The sequence below is a fragment of the uncultured Ruegeria sp. genome (genome assembly GCF_947497005.1).
In the GTDB taxonomy this organism is placed as follows: domain Bacteria; phylum Pseudomonadota; class Alphaproteobacteria; order Rhodobacterales; family Rhodobacteraceae; genus Ruegeria.
The window spans coordinates 76503-91557 of record NZ_CANMFF010000015.1; the positions used below are offsets into that span (position 1 = coordinate 76503).

The window sequence follows — 15055 nt, forward strand, 5'->3', positions numbered from 1 at the left end:
GTGCAGTCCTGTCGCTACCGTCCCCTTAAGCCGAAAAGCAGGAGGGGGCAGGATGCAGGATTGGTTGACCATGACCGCGTGTGATTTGGGCCGTGGCATTGGCATGGGTCAGATTGATCCGGTCGAATTGACGGAAACCTACCTGTCTGCCATTGACGCTCACCCACATCGCGACCGTATCTATGCCCGTGTCACCCATGACCGGGCACGGGCCGAGGCCGAAGGCGCGCAACGGCGCGCGAAGCTGGGATTGCGGCGATCGTTGCTGGACGGAGTGCCAATAAGTTGGAAAGACCTGTTCGACACCGCTGGAACCGTGACCGAGGCGGGTTCGGCACTGCTGAAGGATCGTGTGCCGGATGCGGATGCGCTGGTGCTACGCAACGCGACTCAGATGGGCACCGTCTGTCTGGGCAAGACACATATGAGCGAGCTTGCCTTTTCCGGCCTCGGGCTGAACCCGATCACTGAAACGCCGCCTTGCGTTCATGACGAGGCGGCCGTTCCTGGCGGATCGTCTTCGGGGGCCGGAGCTTCGGTTGCATGGGGGCTCGCCGCTTGCGGAATCGGATCTGACACGGGTGGATCGGTGCGTATCCCAGCAGCGTGGAACGATCTGGTGGGGCTGAAAACCACCTCTGGGCGGCTAAGCCTTGAAGGCGTGGTGCCGCTTTGCCTGAGGTTCGACACGGTCGGGCCTCTGGCACGCTCGGTCGAGGACGCCACGCATATGCTAGCATTGCTGGAAGGCGGAACGCCTGCGGATCTGCGAGGCGCTTCGCTGAAAGGTCGTCGCTTTGCCGATTTACAGAACATCGCCAAAGACGACCTGCGGGACGCTCCGCGCAAGGCGTATGACGAGGCCCTCAGTAAACTTGCGGATGCGGGGGCCGAGATTGTGCCGTTAGAGGTGCCCGAACTGAATGAGGCCATGACCCTGACCAGCGTCGTGTATACGACCGAGGCCTATGGGCTGTGGCGCGATGTGATCGAAGCCAATCCTGACGCGATGTATCCCGAGATTCTCGAGCGCTTCCGCATTGGCATGGGCTATTCTGGTCCCGACTATGTGGCGGCCTGGGCCAAGCTTAAAGCCTGTCGCAGCGCGTGGGACGCTGCAACTGCTGGGTTCGATGCGGTTCTGGCGCCTACAGCTCCGATTTTGCCACCGAATCTGGACCGCTTGATGAGTGATCACGACTATTACGTGACCGAGAATCTGCTGGCCCTGCGCAATACGCGGATTGGTAATCTGATGGGGCTTGCGGCGCTGAGTCTGCCCACCGGAACCCCCAGTTGCGGGTTGATGATGCTGGGTTATCCCGGCTCGGAAGAGGCGCTATTGCGGTTGGGTTCGGCAGTGGAATCGGTGCTGGCCTGAATGCCACAATCCCCTGATTCGGAACCTCTTTGTCTGGACGAAGAGGTGCTCGGGCTGTAATCTGCTAAAAAAACGGGGCGCCAATGACCCCGATATTGAGGCAGTATTATGGATTTCCCCGAGCGGTTTTCGAACCTACCGGCTTATGCATTCCCGCGTCTGCGCGCTCTGTTGGATCACCATCAGCCCGGCGGTGACGTCGTTCACATGACCATTGGTGCACCGACACATGAATTTCCGGCTTGGGTGACGGATGTCATCATGGAAAACGCCGCTGGGTTTCAGGGGTATCCGCCTAACGAAGGCTCAGACGAACTGCGCGGCGCGATCACGGATTGGATTCAGCGACGTTACGGGGTCGAAATGGACCCCGTTGCCAACGTGATGGCGCTGAACGGTACGCGTGAAGGCCTGTATAACGCTGCCATGGCACTGTGTCCGGAACAGAAGAATGGCCAGCAACCGATTATCCTGTGTCCGAATCCGTTTTATCAGGTCTACATGGTTGCCTCGCTTTCAGTGGGTGCGCAGCCCTATTTTGTACCCGCCATCGCCGCAACAAACCATCTGCCAGACTACGCAGGCTTGCCTGCGGAGGTGCTGAACCGCACCGCCGTTGCCTATATCTGTTCGCCTGCCAACCCGCAGGGGGCCGTGGCCTCACGCGATTACTGGGCCGAGCTGATCCGTCTGGCCGAGGTATATGATTTCCGAATTTTTGCAGATGAGTGTTATTCCGAGATTTACCGGGACGAGGCCCCCACGGGTATTTTGACCGTTGCTCAAGAACTGGGTGCTGATCCTGAGCGGATCACGCTGTTCAACTCGCTTTCCAAACGCTCGAACCTGGCCGGGTTGCGTTCTGGGCTCATTGCGGGTGGGCCTGAGACGATCAAACAAGTCAAGCAATTGCGCACCTATGCCGGGTCGCCTCTGCCGCTGCCCTTGCAAGCTGCCGCAGCAATGGTCTGGGCAGATGAGGAACATGTTCAGGAAAACCGTGCGCTGTATCAGGAAAAATACGCTATCGCGGATCAGGTATTCGCGGGCGTTCAGGGATACATGTCGCCAGAGGCGGGGTTCTTTTTGTGGCTGCCTGTCGAGAATGGCGAAAACACCGCATTGAAGGTCTGGAAGGACACCGGGGTTCGGGTCCTGCCGGGCGCATATCTTTCACAAGGTGATCCGGGGAATAACCCGGGCAAAAGCTTTATCCGGGTTGCGTTGGTGGCCCCAAAAACAGAGTTGCAGCGTGGTCTGATCACACTCCGCGACTGCATCTATTCGTGAGGTACGAGGGCAAAATGGCATCATATAACGCGCGCAAACGCGATCCATTGCTGGACAGCACAACGCAGGCCGCATTGGAACGACGCAGTAAGGAACTGATCGGCATCGCGCTGATCCTGCTGGGTTTGGCCGGGGCTGCTATGATCTGGTCCTACACGCCCGACGATCCGAACTGGATGGTGTCGACTGATGCCCCGGTACAGAACTGGATGGGACGGATTGGGGCCTGGATCGCGGCTCTTTCGTTCATTATCGTCGGATGGGGAAGTTGGGGAATTGCCATTACACTGGTCGTTTGGGGCATACGATTTGCTGGTCATTATGGCGAGGAACGTGCGATTGCGCGTCTGATCTTTGCGCCAATCTGGATTGCTGTGCTTGCTGTTTATGCTGCCACGCTTGTCCCGGACACTGATTGGCGTGGCACGCACAATTATGGGCTGGGAGGTCTAGGCGGTGACACCGTCTTGGGGTTCATTCTGATAATTCTCCCTGTTCCATCTGCTTTTGTAGTCAAACTGGTGTCGTTGGTCACGGCGGTCGGAACGATTGCGCTGGGTATTTTTGTGCTGGGCTTCACCAATTCGGACGTGAAACATGGGTTCCGCGCCTTCCTGTTGGGCCTTGTGATGTCCTATGACATGCTGATGACTCTGATGGGGCGCGGTGCGGCCTCGGCCGCGCAGGCCGCTCGGGATCGTCGGGCGCAGTGGGAAGAGCGAAAGCTTGCCCGCACTGAAGCCGCTGAGGCCATGTTCCAGGATGATCTGGCTTATGCTGATCCCATCTTTGAAGAACCAGAACTGGAATTCCCCGAACCTGCGGTCAAAACTGGCCTGTTGGCGCGTATGCCGTCGCTTATCCGACGCGCTGACCCGATGCCTGAGCCGGAGTTGGTCGATCCCGAACCGATCGCGGGTTTTGACGAAATGCCAGGCGAAGATCGCATCCGCTCGAAAATCTCGGAAGCCGTGCGCAATCGTAAAGTGGCTGTTGGTGAATTGGCGGCCGAACCAGATCCAAGCCTTCCCCTGACCAAGGGCCGTGGCCGCCGCCCGGGTCCGCTTATCCTGAACGCGAACCAGGCGGGTGATCTGCCGCCGGAACCGCCGGTAACAGCTGCGGGCTTGCCGCCTGAGCCTCCGATTGCAGCCGATGTCGCTACGGAGTGGCACGAGCCGGCACCGACGGAATATGCGTCGGAACAAATGCTGGACCGCTATGCGTCTGAGCCGGAAGTTGAAGACGACACGGTCTTCGAGGATATCGATGAACCTGCAGCGCTTCCGCGCCCGGCGATAAAAATCCCGGTGGCCGAACCGCGCAAGCCTGTGGTCGCGCAGCCAGTACGCCGTACGCCGCAACCTTCACGCAGAGCACAAGCCGAAGCGCAACCCGTATTGTCCTTTGAAGAACGTCATTCTGATTTCGAATTGCCGCCACTGGGCTTGTTGTCCAACCCATCCGCCATTCAGCGCCACCATCTGAGCGATGAAGCTTTGGAAGAAAACGCACGCATGCTGGAAAACGTTCTGGACGACTATGGCGTCAAGGGTGAGATCACCAGCGTCCGCCCCGGCCCGGTTGTTACTATGTACGAACTGGAACCGGCTCCGGGCTTGAAAGCCAGCCGTGTAATCGGTCTGGCCGATGACATTGCCCGCTCGATGTCGGCGCTTTCAGCCCGTGTTTCGACCCTTCCGGGGCGTTCGGTGATCGGTATCGAATTGCCGAACGAAAATCGTGAAATGGTGGTTCTGCGAGAAATTCTTGGCAGTCGCGATTTCGGAGACGGCAACCATGCGCTGCCGCTGGCGCTGGGTAAGGATATCGGCGGCGAATCTGTGGTAGCGAACCTGGCCAAGATGCCTCACCTGCTGATCGCCGGTACAACTGGGTCTGGTAAGTCGGTGGCGATCAACACCATGATCTTGTCGCTGCTTTACAAGCTGACACCGGATGAATGCCGCCTGATCATGATTGACCCGAAGATGCTGGAACTGTCTGTTTATGATGGCATCCCACATCTGCTCTCGCCCGTTGTTACCGATCCGAAAAAGGCGGTTGTCGCCCTGAAATGGGTCGTGGGCGAGATGGAGGACCGCTATCGCAAGATGTCCAAAATGGGTGTCCGTAACATCGCAGGCTATAACGGCCGTGTGAAGGACGCGCTGGACAAAGGCGAACTGTTCAGCCGCACGGTGCAAACCGGTTTTGACGATGAGACCGGCGAACCCACATTCGAGACCGAGGAATTTGCACCCGAAGCAATGCCCTATATCGTCGTCATCGTCGACGAGATGGCCGACCTGATGATGGTCGCCGGCAAGGAAATCGAAGCCTGTATCCAGCGTCTGGCGCAGATGGCGCGGGCCTCGGGTATTCATCTGATCATGGCCACGCAGCGCCCGTCCGTGGATGTAATTACAGGTACGATCAAGGCAAACTTCCCGACGCGAATCTCGTTCCAGGTGACTTCGAAAGTCGACAGCCGGACTATTCTGGGCGAAATGGGGGCTGAGCAACTGCTAGGTCAAGGCGACATGCTGTATATGGCCGGAGGCGCCAAAATCACCCGCTGCCACGGTCCGTTTGTGTCGGACGAAGAGGTCGAGGAAATCGTCAACCACCTGAAACAGTTCGGCCCGCCCGATTACGTCAGCACAGTGCTAGACGGCCCGGCCGAAGATAAGGCCGACAATATCGATGCTGTTCTGGGTCTGAACACGGGTGGCAACACGAACGGAGAGGATGCCCTGTATGATCAGGCGGTGGCGATTGTGATCAAGGATCGCAAATGTTCGACCTCTTACATTCAGCGAAAACTTGCCATTGGCTACAACAAAGCTGCGCGACTTGTTGAGCAAATGGAAGACGAAGGTGTTGTTTCGTCGGCAAATCATGTCGGGAAACGCGAAATCCTCGTCCCCGAACAATAGGATATTTAATAACAAGGGCAGAAGGCCTATCTGTACGGCATGAAACAGATTGCTTTTGCCCTTGCTTTGACACTGGCCGCACCTGCCGCTTGGGCGGCGGACAAGCTGCCGCTTTCACAGATTTCCAATTACCTGAACGGATTGAAAACGATTCAGACGACCTTCACGCAGGTAAATGATGACGGCTCGCTGAGCACCGGAAAATTGTGGATACAACGTCCGGGAAAAATGCGGTTCGAATATGATCCGCCCAGCAGCGCCGTTGTGCTGGCGCGGTCCGGTACCGTTCAGATTTTTGACCCCAAATCAAACCAACCGCCCGAGCAATACCCGTTGAAGCGCACGCCGCTTTCCCTTGTGCTGGCGCGCAATGTGAACCTGAGTCAGGCCAATATGGTTGTGGGTCATAGCTTTGACGGCACCGCCACCGTGGTTACGGCGCAGGACCCCAAGAACCCCGAGGCTGGCCGGATTGAACTGATGTTCACCGATAATCCGGTTGAGTTGCGCAAATGGGTGATCCACGACAATGCGGGCAGCCAAACAACTGTTCTGCTGGGCGCACTGAATGAAGGCGGACGCCTTGATCAGAAGCTGTTCTCGGACAAAAAGAGAAGCGGGTCAGGCAATCGCTGACCCGCCTGGGTGCATTAGTAGCGGCAGTTCGCCAGTTGCGCCTGATATAGTTGGGCGCGTGCGTCCACATCATTGGCAACGTTCAACAACCAGGATTTGCTGTTGTAGCTGCCGCGCGCGTATCCTGTATGGCCTTCGTGATAGGCCAGGTATTGATTGCGCGTATCTGCCGGGTGAATACCGTTGCGTTCATAGCTTTTGTTCATGTACCAACCGATAAAGTCCGAGGCGTCGCGGATGCGATCCCGTTTGGCCCGGCGCTTGCCGGTTTCCTGCTGATATTGATCCCAAGTGCCATCCAGCGCCTGACTGAATCCATAAGCGCTGCTCTGCCGACCCATGGGGATGACCCCTAGAACGTACCGATGCGGCGTGCGCGCATCATGGCGATAGCGGCTTTCCTGATAGATCGTGGCCATTTGGACGTGGACTGGTACGCCCCATTTTCGCTCAGTGCTTTTGAACGCTTTGATATAGTCGGGACGTTCGCGCGCAATACTGCACGCGTCATTCAGTTTGCTGGGCGGTTGTTTGGAACCACCCCCACAGGATGCCAAAAGCAGCACCCCGAAGAGTACGACAAAAATTCTGCTCATGTGCCTCATGCCTTTTTTTGTGTATTCTAGCGTAGATTGAGCGCTGAGGAAATCACAATCGCTACAAAACGATGGCTAGAATGACGGGTAACGCTGCAACGGAAAGCACGGTCGACACCATGACCATGCCAGCAACGGCATCGGAATCGGCCCCAAACCGTTCTGCCAACAAGTAAGAAGTCACAGCAACCGGCGTACAGATCTGCAGCACCAGAACGCCAAACGCGATCGTGTCCAGATCAAACAGAACACCGATCCCCCAACCCAGCGCAAAGCAAACGGTCAGCTTCAGCGCCGATAGCCAGAGCGCCTGCTCCAGGCTGTGCGACGTAAGGCGGGCTATGGCCACACCCACAGTCACCAGCATCAACGGGACTGCCATCTGCCCCAGAAGCTCCAATGTGTTGGTCAGAAATGTGGGTGTTTGCCACCCTTGCCACAGGAATACCGCACCCAGAATAGTCGCCCATGCCATCGGCTGGCGCAGGACCTGTCCCCACGCACCTTTTCCCGCGACCAGATATATCCCATATGTGAATGAAAACAACGCGGTGACAGACAGAAAGATGACCGCATACCCCAACCCGACCTGACCAAAGGCAAAGATACACAGCGGCAGACCAAGATTGCCGGTATTGCCGAAAATCAAAGGCGACAAATAGGTCCGCTGCTCCAGTTTCAAACCGCGAACGACCAGCCAGAAAACCAGCGCCAGCACAACATTGGCAACCAGCGCCGCCATCGTGAAGCGCGACAGATCTCCGCCCGGGATATCGGTTTGCATGAGGGCAACAAAGATCAGGCTGGGCATTGCCAGCGTTGTTGCAAAGCGCGTGACGAATTGCAGGCGGTACTCGAACCCCAGCTTAACCCAGGTAAACCCAATGGCCGCCAAAAGAAAAACCGGAGCCACAATTTCGAATACTGTCAGTATTAGGTTCACAGACTGTTTCCCTGAATTTCACATCAATGATTGGCATTTCGGCCCGGAAACGGGTAAAAAAAACTTTGGGGGCTGAAGCAATGCTAAAGACACGTGCAAAATACGGCTTAGGCCAGGTGGTCCGTCATAAAAAGCACCCTTTTCGAGGGGTGATTTTTGACGTGGATCCTGAGTTTTCGAATACCGAAGAATGGTATCAAGCCATTCCGGAAGACAGTCGCCCAAGGAAAGAGCAACCGTTCTACCACCTGTTGGCTGAGAACGACCAATCCTTCTATGTTGCTTATGTTTCAGAACAAAATCTGGTTGCCGACTATTCTGGTGAACCTGTCGAACACCCGGATATCCCCAATATGTTCGGACCGTTCGAAGACGGTGCATACCCTCTGCATTTTCATTTGAACTAACTGAACCGAACCGGCGGGCGCAGGTGTGCCGCTGATCAATATCCAAGGGCACAGCCATCTTTGCGCGGGTCGCTGGCACCCTCCAAAACACCGTCTTTTCGGATTCGGATCGCTTGCGCTCCGCCAAGTGGTGTTTCCGGAATCTCAATATTGTGACCGATCTCGGATAATTGTTTCGCAATCCCTTCAAAGTACCCACGCTCCAGTTTCAAAACTGACCCGTCGAAAAAGGCGCGTGGTGCATTGATGCTTTCCTGCAACCCCAGCTCGAAATCGGTGAGGTTTGAAACGAAACGCGCGTGGCCGGTTGGCTGATAGGCACCGCCCATGACGCCAAAAGGCATCGAAACACGCCCGTTCTCGGTCAACATTCCCGGAATGATAGTGTGCATCGGGCGTTTACCGCCGCCCAGTTCATTAGGATGGTCAGGTTGCAACGTGAATCCAGCCCCGCGGTTTTGCAGTAGAATGCCGTATTTTTCCGAAGCGATACCTGATCCAAAGCTGTGAAAGATCGAATAGATCAGTGACACCGCCATCTGGTTGCGGTCGACAACCGTAATGTACACCGTGTCCTTGTGGATGGCTTCAGTCAAAGGCGCGGCCGCAGGCATTGCTTTTTCAAGATCAATGAGAGCAGCCAGCTTAGCGGCAACGTCAGGGTCAAGGAAGCGTTCTGTTCTAGCCATATGGTCCGGATCTGCGATGAACCGGTTACGTGCGTCAAAGGCCAGTTTGGTCGCCTCAGCTTCGATGTGAATCCGATCTGCTCCGACTGGGTTCATATTGGCCAGATCGAAGTGTTTCAGGATGTTCAGCAGCAAAATTGCAGTTGCACCCTGGCCATTCGGCGGATGTTCCACCAGATCGACGCCTTTGTAATCCCCGCGCATCGGGTCGGTTTCCGTGCATTTCGTATTCTGAAAATCGTCTGCAGTGTGAATACCACCCCGCGCAGAAAGCGCAGCGATCATGTCCTCGGCAATTTCGCCAGAGTAGAAGGCGTCGCGCCCGTGGCTGGCGATCTGACGCAGAACTTCAGCTTGCCCGGGAGAGCGAAAAACCTGACCGATTGAAGGGATCCGACCATTGATCAAATAGTGATCGCGCGCGGCACCTTGCAGGGTCTCCCCACCGACTTTCCAGTCAAAAGCGACTCTTGGAGCCACCGGAACACCCTGTTCGGCATAGTGAATCGCAGGGTGCAATATAGCGTCCAGCCCCAATTGCCCTTCGGTTTCGGCCAGGTGGCAGAAGGCGTCTACGGCTCCGGGAATGGTCACGGCATCCGGCCCATTTAAAGGTATGGACGACAGGCCCTGGCCTCGTAATTTCTGTGATTGCGCGGCAAGTGGAGCGCGGCCCGATCCGTTGAGCGCGCGTATCTGATTTTCCCCTGCGCGATTGAACAGGACAAAACAATCGCCACCCAACCCGGTCATTTGAGGTTCGCAAATCCCAAGCAATACTGCTCCGGCAATTGCTGCATCCATCGCGTTGCCGCCCTGGCCAAGGATGTCGATCGCCACTTTGGCTGCCAGCGGATGCGACGTTGCGCACATGCCCTGTGTGGCAAAGACTTCTGATCGCTCGGGTTTGTGCAGATCACGCATGGCGCACGTCTTTCTCCTTGGAACAGGGGAAAGCTATTCTCTGATCAGAGATTGTCCAGTAAATTCAGGGGAGAAGTTCCTCGGCGCCATTCACTGGGTGGGGGCTGTGATATGAGGCGCCGAGGGAAGCTATCTGAGCTACGAGTCATTGTATGATGGTTGTTTGCGGCGCGACAATGTTTCGAAAAAGGCCTTATTGTGACCAATTGTGCCGGTTCATCTCGTCGATTCAAAGTTGAACCTCAAAGATAGCCGATTGCACCCATCGCGACGCTCATACCAGATGTCGTTGGTCAGTTGATGAATCAGGAACCAGCCGAATCCACCTTCGGGCAGATCTTGAATACGGGTTCCAAGCGATGCAGGTGTACCATCTGGTGGATGGCAACCGGGCAGCGGATGACCTGTATCCGAGATCAGAATGTCCAATCTGTCCTGATCTAGCCGACAGGTGACCCGAACTTTGGCCGGGGCAACACCGTTATAGGCGTGTTCCACCACGTTGTTGATAGCCTCTGCCAATGCAATCTTTACATCGTCAGCCTTATGGGGTGGCAATCCCCGTTTCGCCAATCCGGCGCTAAGCTGTGATATTCCCGCACTGGCTTCCGTCTCAGTCGCGGGAAAGCTCAACTCCAGACAGGTTTTGTTACAAACGGGCTCCACGCCAACTCACTCCTGTAGTTGTCACGCTTCCGGTGCCGTCAAGGCGTCGTCCAACGTCGCAAACAGTTTGAAAACCGTATCCATGCGTGTCAGGTGGAAAACTTTTTCGACCACGGGCTGCAGGCCTGCCAGATCCAGCCTCCGGTCCTTTCCCAATTGTTTCATTGACGCCACGATTGCGCCCAGACCGCTTGAATCAATGAACTGGACGTCGGACAAGTCCAAAACCACCCGGTTAGCGTTTGACTCGGTCTCAGCACGCATGTCTTCCTTGAACTGAATCGCCATCGCGGCATCAATCCGGTCAGAATGAACGGTGATAATCTGAGTTGCGCCGGTCGTCTTGCTGGTCAGCCCCATGGTCTGGCCGCCCTCCAAACTGAAAAATGAGTCGTAGAAATACGCTAGACGGCAATTCTTACCATTCGGTATTCAAGAGCCGAAAAGCAGGAGGAAAACCCGGATGAGAGAAATTGTTATTGCGGGGGCTGCCCGAACGCCCATGGGCGGTTTTCAGGGAATGTTTGATGGAGTTGCAGCAGCGGACCTCGGGGGGGAAGCAATCCGCGCGGCGCTGGCGCAGTCAGGGGCGCAGACAGTTGATGAAATTCTGATCGGGTGCGTGCTGCCCGCAGGGCAAGGCCAGGCACCTGCACGGCAGGCCGGGTTTGCCGCAGGCTTGGGGGAAGAGGTTCCTGCCACAACGCTGAACAAGATGTGCGGCTCAGGTATGAAAGCAGCGATGATGGCCTTTGATCAGATCGCATTGGGCCATGCGAATACAATGGTGGCCGGTGGCATGGAAAGCATGACCAACGCACCCTATTTGCTGCCAAAGATGCGCAGCGGTGCCCGCATCGGGCATGGTCAGGTCGTTGATCACTTGTTCCTCGACGGGCTTGAAGATGCATATGACAAAGGTCGCCTGATGGGTACCTTCGCCGAAGACTGTGCCGAGACGTATCAGTTCACGCGCGAAGCGCAGGATGAATATGCGCTGCAATCTCTGTCCAACGCGCTTTCCGCACAGGAAAGCGGTGCCTTCGATCAGGAAATCGCTCCGGTTACAGTCCGGACCCGAAAGGGCGAAATCTTGCTGGACTCGGACGAACAACCGAAATCCGCTCGCCCCGAGAAAATTCCGACGTTGAAACCAGCGTTCCGCAAGGACGGCACGGTAACGGCCGCAAACTCTTCCTCGATTTCAGACGGAGCTGCCGCACTTGTTCTGACATCGGCAGATACGGCCGAGGCACAGGGGCTGGCTGTTCGGGCTCGGATTCTGGGTCATGCGAGCCATGCTCAGGCACCTGGCCTATTCACGACGGCACCGGTTCCGGCGGCGCAGAAACTCTTGTCAAGCATCGGCTGGAGCAAGGATGATGTCGACTTGTGGGAAATTAACGAGGCTTTCGCCGTAGTGCCCATGGCATTCATGCACGAAATGGGATTGCCGCGCGCCAAGGTGAACGTGAATGGCGGTGCCTGTGCCCTGGGGCACCCCATTGGGGCCTCTGGTGCCCGCATCATGGTCACATTGCTGAATGCTTTGGAAAAACGAAACCTCAAAAGAGGAGTTGCAGCGATCTGCATTGGCGGGGGTGAAGGAACGGCAATCGCCATCGAACGCGTTTGACCCTTCATCTTTTTCCAAATACTCCGGTGGTTCGGGGGCAGCGCCCCCGCGCACTCCGAAGGGGTTAATACCGATGATTGCCGATTACGAAACCCTTGCCAAGACGGTCGCAGCTTTGACCGAAGGCGAAACAGATCAGGTTGCACTCATGGCCACCGTCGCCTGCGAGGTTCATCATTCGGACGATCGTTTTGATTGGACCGGGTTTTACCGCGTTACCGAACCGGGCCTTTTGAAAATCGGCCCGTATCAGGGTGGGCATGGTTGTTTGGTTATCCCGTTCGACCGGGGCGTCTGCGGTGCCGCTGCAAGAACAGGCGAGGCTCAGTTGGTGCCGGATGTAGACGCCTTTCCGGGTCACATTGCCTGCGCCAGTTCAACACGGTCCGAGCTTGTCCTGCCGGTACGGAACTCGTCGGGTGAAGTCATTGCTGTTTTTGACATAGACAGCAATCTGCCGGATGCGTTCACACCGCAGGATGCGCAAAATCTGGAAGACATTCTGACCACCGTGTTTGCGGGGCGCTAGCCTTCAGCGTCGTTGCGGTCTTGCATCAAAGCAGAGGATTCTCGGGCCATTGAGCAGCCCGGCTGACTTCGCCTTGCAGGCTTCGAGGCGATCTCCTATCAAATTCCATAGCGAAATTTCTTTTCAGGGTGTTTCTCAGGGATGCAAGAGTCTGAAATTAATCCGACGGTAACGGACGGGGCACCCCAAAAAGGGATCAGACGCGCGCATATGGCGACATTCCCGGATCGTATTGGCGTGTTGCCCCATTCGGTGGCAAGCATTGCGTCGCAGGTTGACAGGGTTTTCGTCTGCTTGAACGAATATCAGGATGTGCCCGATTTTCTGAGCGAGTTCGACAATGTCACTGCTGTGATACCCGAGCGAGACTATAAGGATGTTGGCAAGTTCATTTTCCAACCCGATCCTGAAGACACCGTTTTTCTTGTCGACGACGATATCGAATATGCTGACAATTATGTCCGTCAGACCATACGCCGGGCACGGGGTGTCGGGTTGGATAAGCGCGTCTTCGGATATCACGCTACGACGTTCACAAACCCGACACCCAAGTCGATACGGCAGCGCACGTTGTTGCGCATGAATCAACGATTGACCCACTCGTCCAGAGTACACCAGCTGGGGACCGGAACGGTCATGCTGCCCGGTTCGCTGTTTCCAGCTCTGGACTATATGGAGGGCAGCGAGAAATTCGTTGATGTGCGGTTTGCTCGCTACTGTTTCGAGAAGGACATCGAAATGTGGACGTTGCCCAGAAACCGGGGTCGCTTTCCCAGTTTGCTCGCCGGGCTAGAGCCGGAGAAACGCGAAACGATTGCTGACAGCTTCACCCGTCGTTGGCCGCAACACGTGCTGGATGAAGTGAAGGTGTTTGCAGGACTTCAATTCTAAAGCCAGATGGGCTTTCCGAGACTTTAGGTACTTCTGGAAATACCTTTGGCGTAAAGGATCGCTGATCCCGCCGAGGCGTGGCAGGGAAATGACGCGTGATGTCTTTTGAAATGAAAACATTGTCTGAAAAACACTGAGGTTTTACGTCTGAAACCCTGCAATCCATTGGTGTTTCAAGGTCTTGCGCGCCTGCAGGCCACTAATTCTCTTGTTGGCAAACTTTACTGGTTAATGTCCTAGCGAATACCGGGCGTGAAAAAAAGCTTGGAAATTTCACCAACTTGCCCCATCGTGAAAAACGAGGAAAAAATTTCACGAGATTCGGAGCGACCATTGAACAGCCAGGCCCCTCAAAGTGCGACGCTCGGCGCTGACCTGCGGGCCTTGCGTAAAGCCCGCGGGTTGACCCTAACCGAGATTGCGACACGGCTGGACCGATCTGTAGGGTGGTTGAGCCAGGTTGAGCGCGACATGTCAGACCCTTCAATCTCGGACCTGCGCCAAATTGCCGAATGTCTTGGCGTGCCCATGTCGATGCTGTTTGCGCATTCAACTGCCCCTGCAGACGAACAGGGGTATGTTGTGCGCGCAGGGTCGCGCCGTCCAATGGGTTCAGGTGAAGAAGGGTTGATCGAAGAGCTGCTCTCACCGGATCTGACCGATGATTTCGAAATGGTGCATTCCACCTTCGAGCCAAATTCGCGGATGCAGACGCCAGCCAATCGCCCGACGCAGGAAGTGGGATACATGATCTCGGGCCGATTGAACCTGAAGATTGGGGCGCGAGAATTTCTGGTTGGGTCCGGTGATAGCTTTCGGATCAAACATGAACCTTATCAATGGGCTAACCCCTATGATGAGCCTGCGGTGGCCATCTGGGTCATCGCCCCGCCGGTGTACTGATGTCGTTCGAGGCCTGGACCATATTCGCGCTGTTCTGGGTGGTTTTTGTCACCACGCCGGGGCCGAACGCGGTCAATTGCATCTCAAACGGGATGAGCCTGCCGTTTCCCAAGGCGATGCTTGGTGTACTGGCAATTCTGACACAAGCCAGCGTCTTTTTGATCCTGTCTGCACTGGGCATTACCGCTCTGATTGCTGCTTCTCCGACCGGTTTCTTCGTGGCCAAGCTGGTCGGCGCAGGCTTTCTGATCTGGCTGGGCATTCGTGGCTGGATGAACGCAACAAAACCCGCACCAGCCTCGGAACGTCCGGCCAGGCACGTCTACTTGCACGCGTTGACGGTGGCTACGATCAATCCCAAAAGTGTCGCCGGATACCTTGCGGCCTTTTCGCAATTCGTTCAGCCCGAAGTTCCGATCTGGCAGCAGATGGTCGTGATCATGCCAACCGCGCTGATCATAACGACGCTCAGCTATACCGGTTTTACGGTGCTGGGCGCACTGATGGGCAAGGCGGCACTGGGGGCGGTGTTCAATATCTGGGTGCGCCGGGTGATGGCGGCCTGTTTCATAATTTACGGCGTGTTGTTGGGAGCCAGCACCACGCCTTCAGCAAGAGGGTAGTT

The 15055-nt window shown here is 56.1% G+C and carries 15 protein-coding genes; 10 read left to right on the forward strand and 5 right to left on the reverse strand.

Annotation, left to right across the window (positions count from 1 at the left end; all coding sequences use genetic code 11):
* Positions 1 to 52 precede the first annotated feature (52 nt).
* The 4 genes from Q0816_RS19160 (at position 53) to Q0816_RS19175 (ending at position 6246) form a co-directional block, all read left to right on the forward strand.
* Complete coding sequence (locus Q0816_RS19160) at positions 53 to 1381, forward strand: amidase (protein WP_298853655.1); 1329 nt, start codon at positions 53 to 55, stop codon at positions 1379 to 1381.
* 108 nt (positions 1382 to 1489) lie between these two features.
* Positions 1490 to 2671, forward strand: coding sequence for an aminotransferase class I/II-fold pyridoxal phosphate-dependent enzyme (locus Q0816_RS19165; protein ID WP_298853656.1), 1182 nt, complete (start codon positions 1490 to 1492; stop codon positions 2669 to 2671).
* A 14-nt stretch (positions 2672 to 2685) separates the two neighbouring features.
* Positions 2686 to 5610, forward strand: a complete 2925-nt coding sequence (locus tag Q0816_RS19170) for a DNA translocase FtsK (protein ID WP_298853658.1) — start codon at positions 2686 to 2688, stop codon at positions 5608 to 5610.
* Positions 5611 to 5649: 39 nt separating this feature from the next.
* Positions 5650 to 6246 (forward strand): outer membrane lipoprotein carrier protein LolA, encoded by a 597-nt coding sequence (locus Q0816_RS19175; protein WP_298853662.1) that lies wholly within the window; start codon positions 5650 to 5652, stop codon positions 6244 to 6246.
* Positions 6247 to 6260: 14 nt separating this feature from the next.
* On the opposite strand, the gene Q0816_RS19180 is transcribed toward Q0816_RS19175, so the two are convergent.
* Both Q0816_RS19180 and Q0816_RS19185 read right to left on the reverse strand, forming a co-directional pair.
* On the reverse strand, positions 6261 to 6842 hold the full coding sequence (locus tag Q0816_RS19180) for a lytic transglycosylase (protein WP_298853665.1): 582 nt from the start codon (positions 6840 to 6842) through the stop codon (positions 6261 to 6263).
* A gap of 61 nt (positions 6843 to 6903) precedes the next feature.
* Positions 6904 to 7785, reverse strand: coding sequence for an AEC family transporter (locus Q0816_RS19185; protein WP_298853668.1), 882 nt, complete (start codon positions 7783 to 7785; stop codon positions 6904 to 6906).
* Between the two features lie 80 nt (positions 7786 to 7865).
* Here Q0816_RS19185 and hspQ point away from each other — a divergent pair, with 80 nt between their 5' ends.
* A complete protein-coding gene (hspQ, locus tag Q0816_RS19190) occupies positions 7866 to 8192 on the forward strand; it encodes a heat shock protein HspQ (protein ID WP_050604943.1) in 327 nt (108 codons plus the stop codon).
* Between the two features lie 35 nt (positions 8193 to 8227).
* Here hspQ and ggt read toward each other — a convergent pair whose 3' ends face one another.
* The 3 genes from ggt to Q0816_RS19205 form a co-directional block, all read right to left on the reverse strand.
* A complete protein-coding gene (ggt, locus tag Q0816_RS19195) occupies positions 8228 to 9805 on the reverse strand; it encodes a gamma-glutamyltransferase (RefSeq protein WP_298853670.1) in 1578 nt (525 codons plus the stop codon).
* A 216-nt stretch (positions 9806 to 10021) separates the two neighbouring features.
* Positions 10022 to 10471, reverse strand: coding sequence for an ATP-binding protein (locus tag Q0816_RS19200; RefSeq protein WP_298853672.1), 450 nt, complete (start codon positions 10469 to 10471; stop codon positions 10022 to 10024).
* Between the two features lie 21 nt (positions 10472 to 10492).
* Complete coding sequence (locus tag Q0816_RS19205) at positions 10493 to 10831, reverse strand: STAS domain-containing protein (RefSeq protein WP_298853674.1); 339 nt, start codon at positions 10829 to 10831, stop codon at positions 10493 to 10495.
* Positions 10832 to 10934: 103 nt separating this feature from the next.
* Here Q0816_RS19205 and Q0816_RS19210 point away from each other — a divergent pair, with 103 nt between their 5' ends.
* The 5 genes from Q0816_RS19210 to Q0816_RS19230 all read left to right on the forward strand — a co-directional run bounded on the left by Q0816_RS19210 (position 10935) and on the right by Q0816_RS19230 (position 15053).
* A complete protein-coding gene (locus Q0816_RS19210; protein WP_298853676.1) occupies positions 10935 to 12107 on the forward strand; it encodes an acetyl-CoA C-acyltransferase in 1173 nt (390 codons plus the stop codon).
* Between the two features lie 73 nt (positions 12108 to 12180).
* Complete coding sequence (locus Q0816_RS19215; protein WP_298853678.1) at positions 12181 to 12636, forward strand: GAF domain-containing protein; 456 nt, start codon at positions 12181 to 12183, stop codon at positions 12634 to 12636.
* 141 nt (positions 12637 to 12777) lie between these two features.
* On the forward strand, positions 12778 to 13527 hold the full coding sequence (locus Q0816_RS19220) for a hypothetical protein (RefSeq protein WP_298853680.1): 750 nt from the start codon (positions 12778 to 12780) through the stop codon (positions 13525 to 13527).
* Positions 13528 to 13860: 333 nt separating this feature from the next.
* The gene (locus tag Q0816_RS19225; protein ID WP_298853681.1) at positions 13861 to 14430 is read left to right on the forward strand and encodes an XRE family transcriptional regulator; all 570 of its coding nucleotides are present in this window, start codon (positions 13861 to 13863) and stop codon (positions 14428 to 14430) included.
* Positions 14430 to 15053 (forward strand): LysE family transporter, encoded by a 624-nt coding sequence (locus Q0816_RS19230; RefSeq protein ID WP_298853683.1) that lies wholly within the window; start codon positions 14430 to 14432, stop codon positions 15051 to 15053. The genes Q0816_RS19225 and Q0816_RS19230 overlap by 1 nt, the downstream gene beginning before the upstream one ends.
* Positions 15054 to 15055 lie beyond the last annotated feature (2 nt).

What these genes read in the sequence shown, in the direction of transcription:
- Q0816_RS19160 (WP_298853655.1), top strand. Translation starts at nt 53, where the DNA reads ATGCAGGATTGGTTGACCATGACCGCGTGTGATTTGGGCCGTGGCATT.
- Q0816_RS19165 (WP_298853656.1), top strand. Translation starts at nt 1,490, where the DNA reads ATGGATTTCCCCGAGCGGTTTTCGAACCTACCGGCTTATGCATTCCCG.
- Q0816_RS19170 (WP_298853658.1), top strand. Translation starts at nt 2,686, where the DNA reads ATGGCATCATATAACGCGCGCAAACGCGATCCATTGCTGGACAGCACA.
- Q0816_RS19175 (WP_298853662.1), top strand. Translation starts at nt 5,650, where the DNA reads ATGAAACAGATTGCTTTTGCCCTTGCTTTGACACTGGCCGCACCTGCC.
- Q0816_RS19180 (WP_298853665.1), bottom strand. Translation starts at nt 6,842, where the DNA reads ATGAGCAGAATTTTTGTCGTACTCTTCGGGGTGCTGCTTTTGGCATCC.
- hspQ (WP_050604943.1), top strand. Translation starts at nt 7,866, where the DNA reads ATGCTAAAGACACGTGCAAAATACGGCTTAGGCCAGGTGGTCCGTCAT.
- ggt (WP_298853670.1), bottom strand. Translation starts at nt 9,805, where the DNA reads ATGCGTGATCTGCACAAACCCGAGCGATCAGAAGTCTTTGCCACACAG.
- Q0816_RS19205 (WP_298853674.1), bottom strand. Translation starts at nt 10,831, where the DNA reads ATGGGGCTGACCAGCAAGACGACCGGCGCAACTCAGATTATCACCGTT.
- Q0816_RS19210 (WP_298853676.1), top strand. Translation starts at nt 10,935, where the DNA reads ATGAGAGAAATTGTTATTGCGGGGGCTGCCCGAACGCCCATGGGCGGT.
- Q0816_RS19215 (WP_298853678.1), top strand. Translation starts at nt 12,181, where the DNA reads ATGATTGCCGATTACGAAACCCTTGCCAAGACGGTCGCAGCTTTGACC.
- Q0816_RS19220 (WP_298853680.1), top strand. Translation starts at nt 12,778, where the DNA reads ATGCAAGAGTCTGAAATTAATCCGACGGTAACGGACGGGGCACCCCAA.
- Q0816_RS19230 (WP_298853683.1), top strand. Translation starts at nt 14,430, where the DNA reads ATGTCGTTCGAGGCCTGGACCATATTCGCGCTGTTCTGGGTGGTTTTT.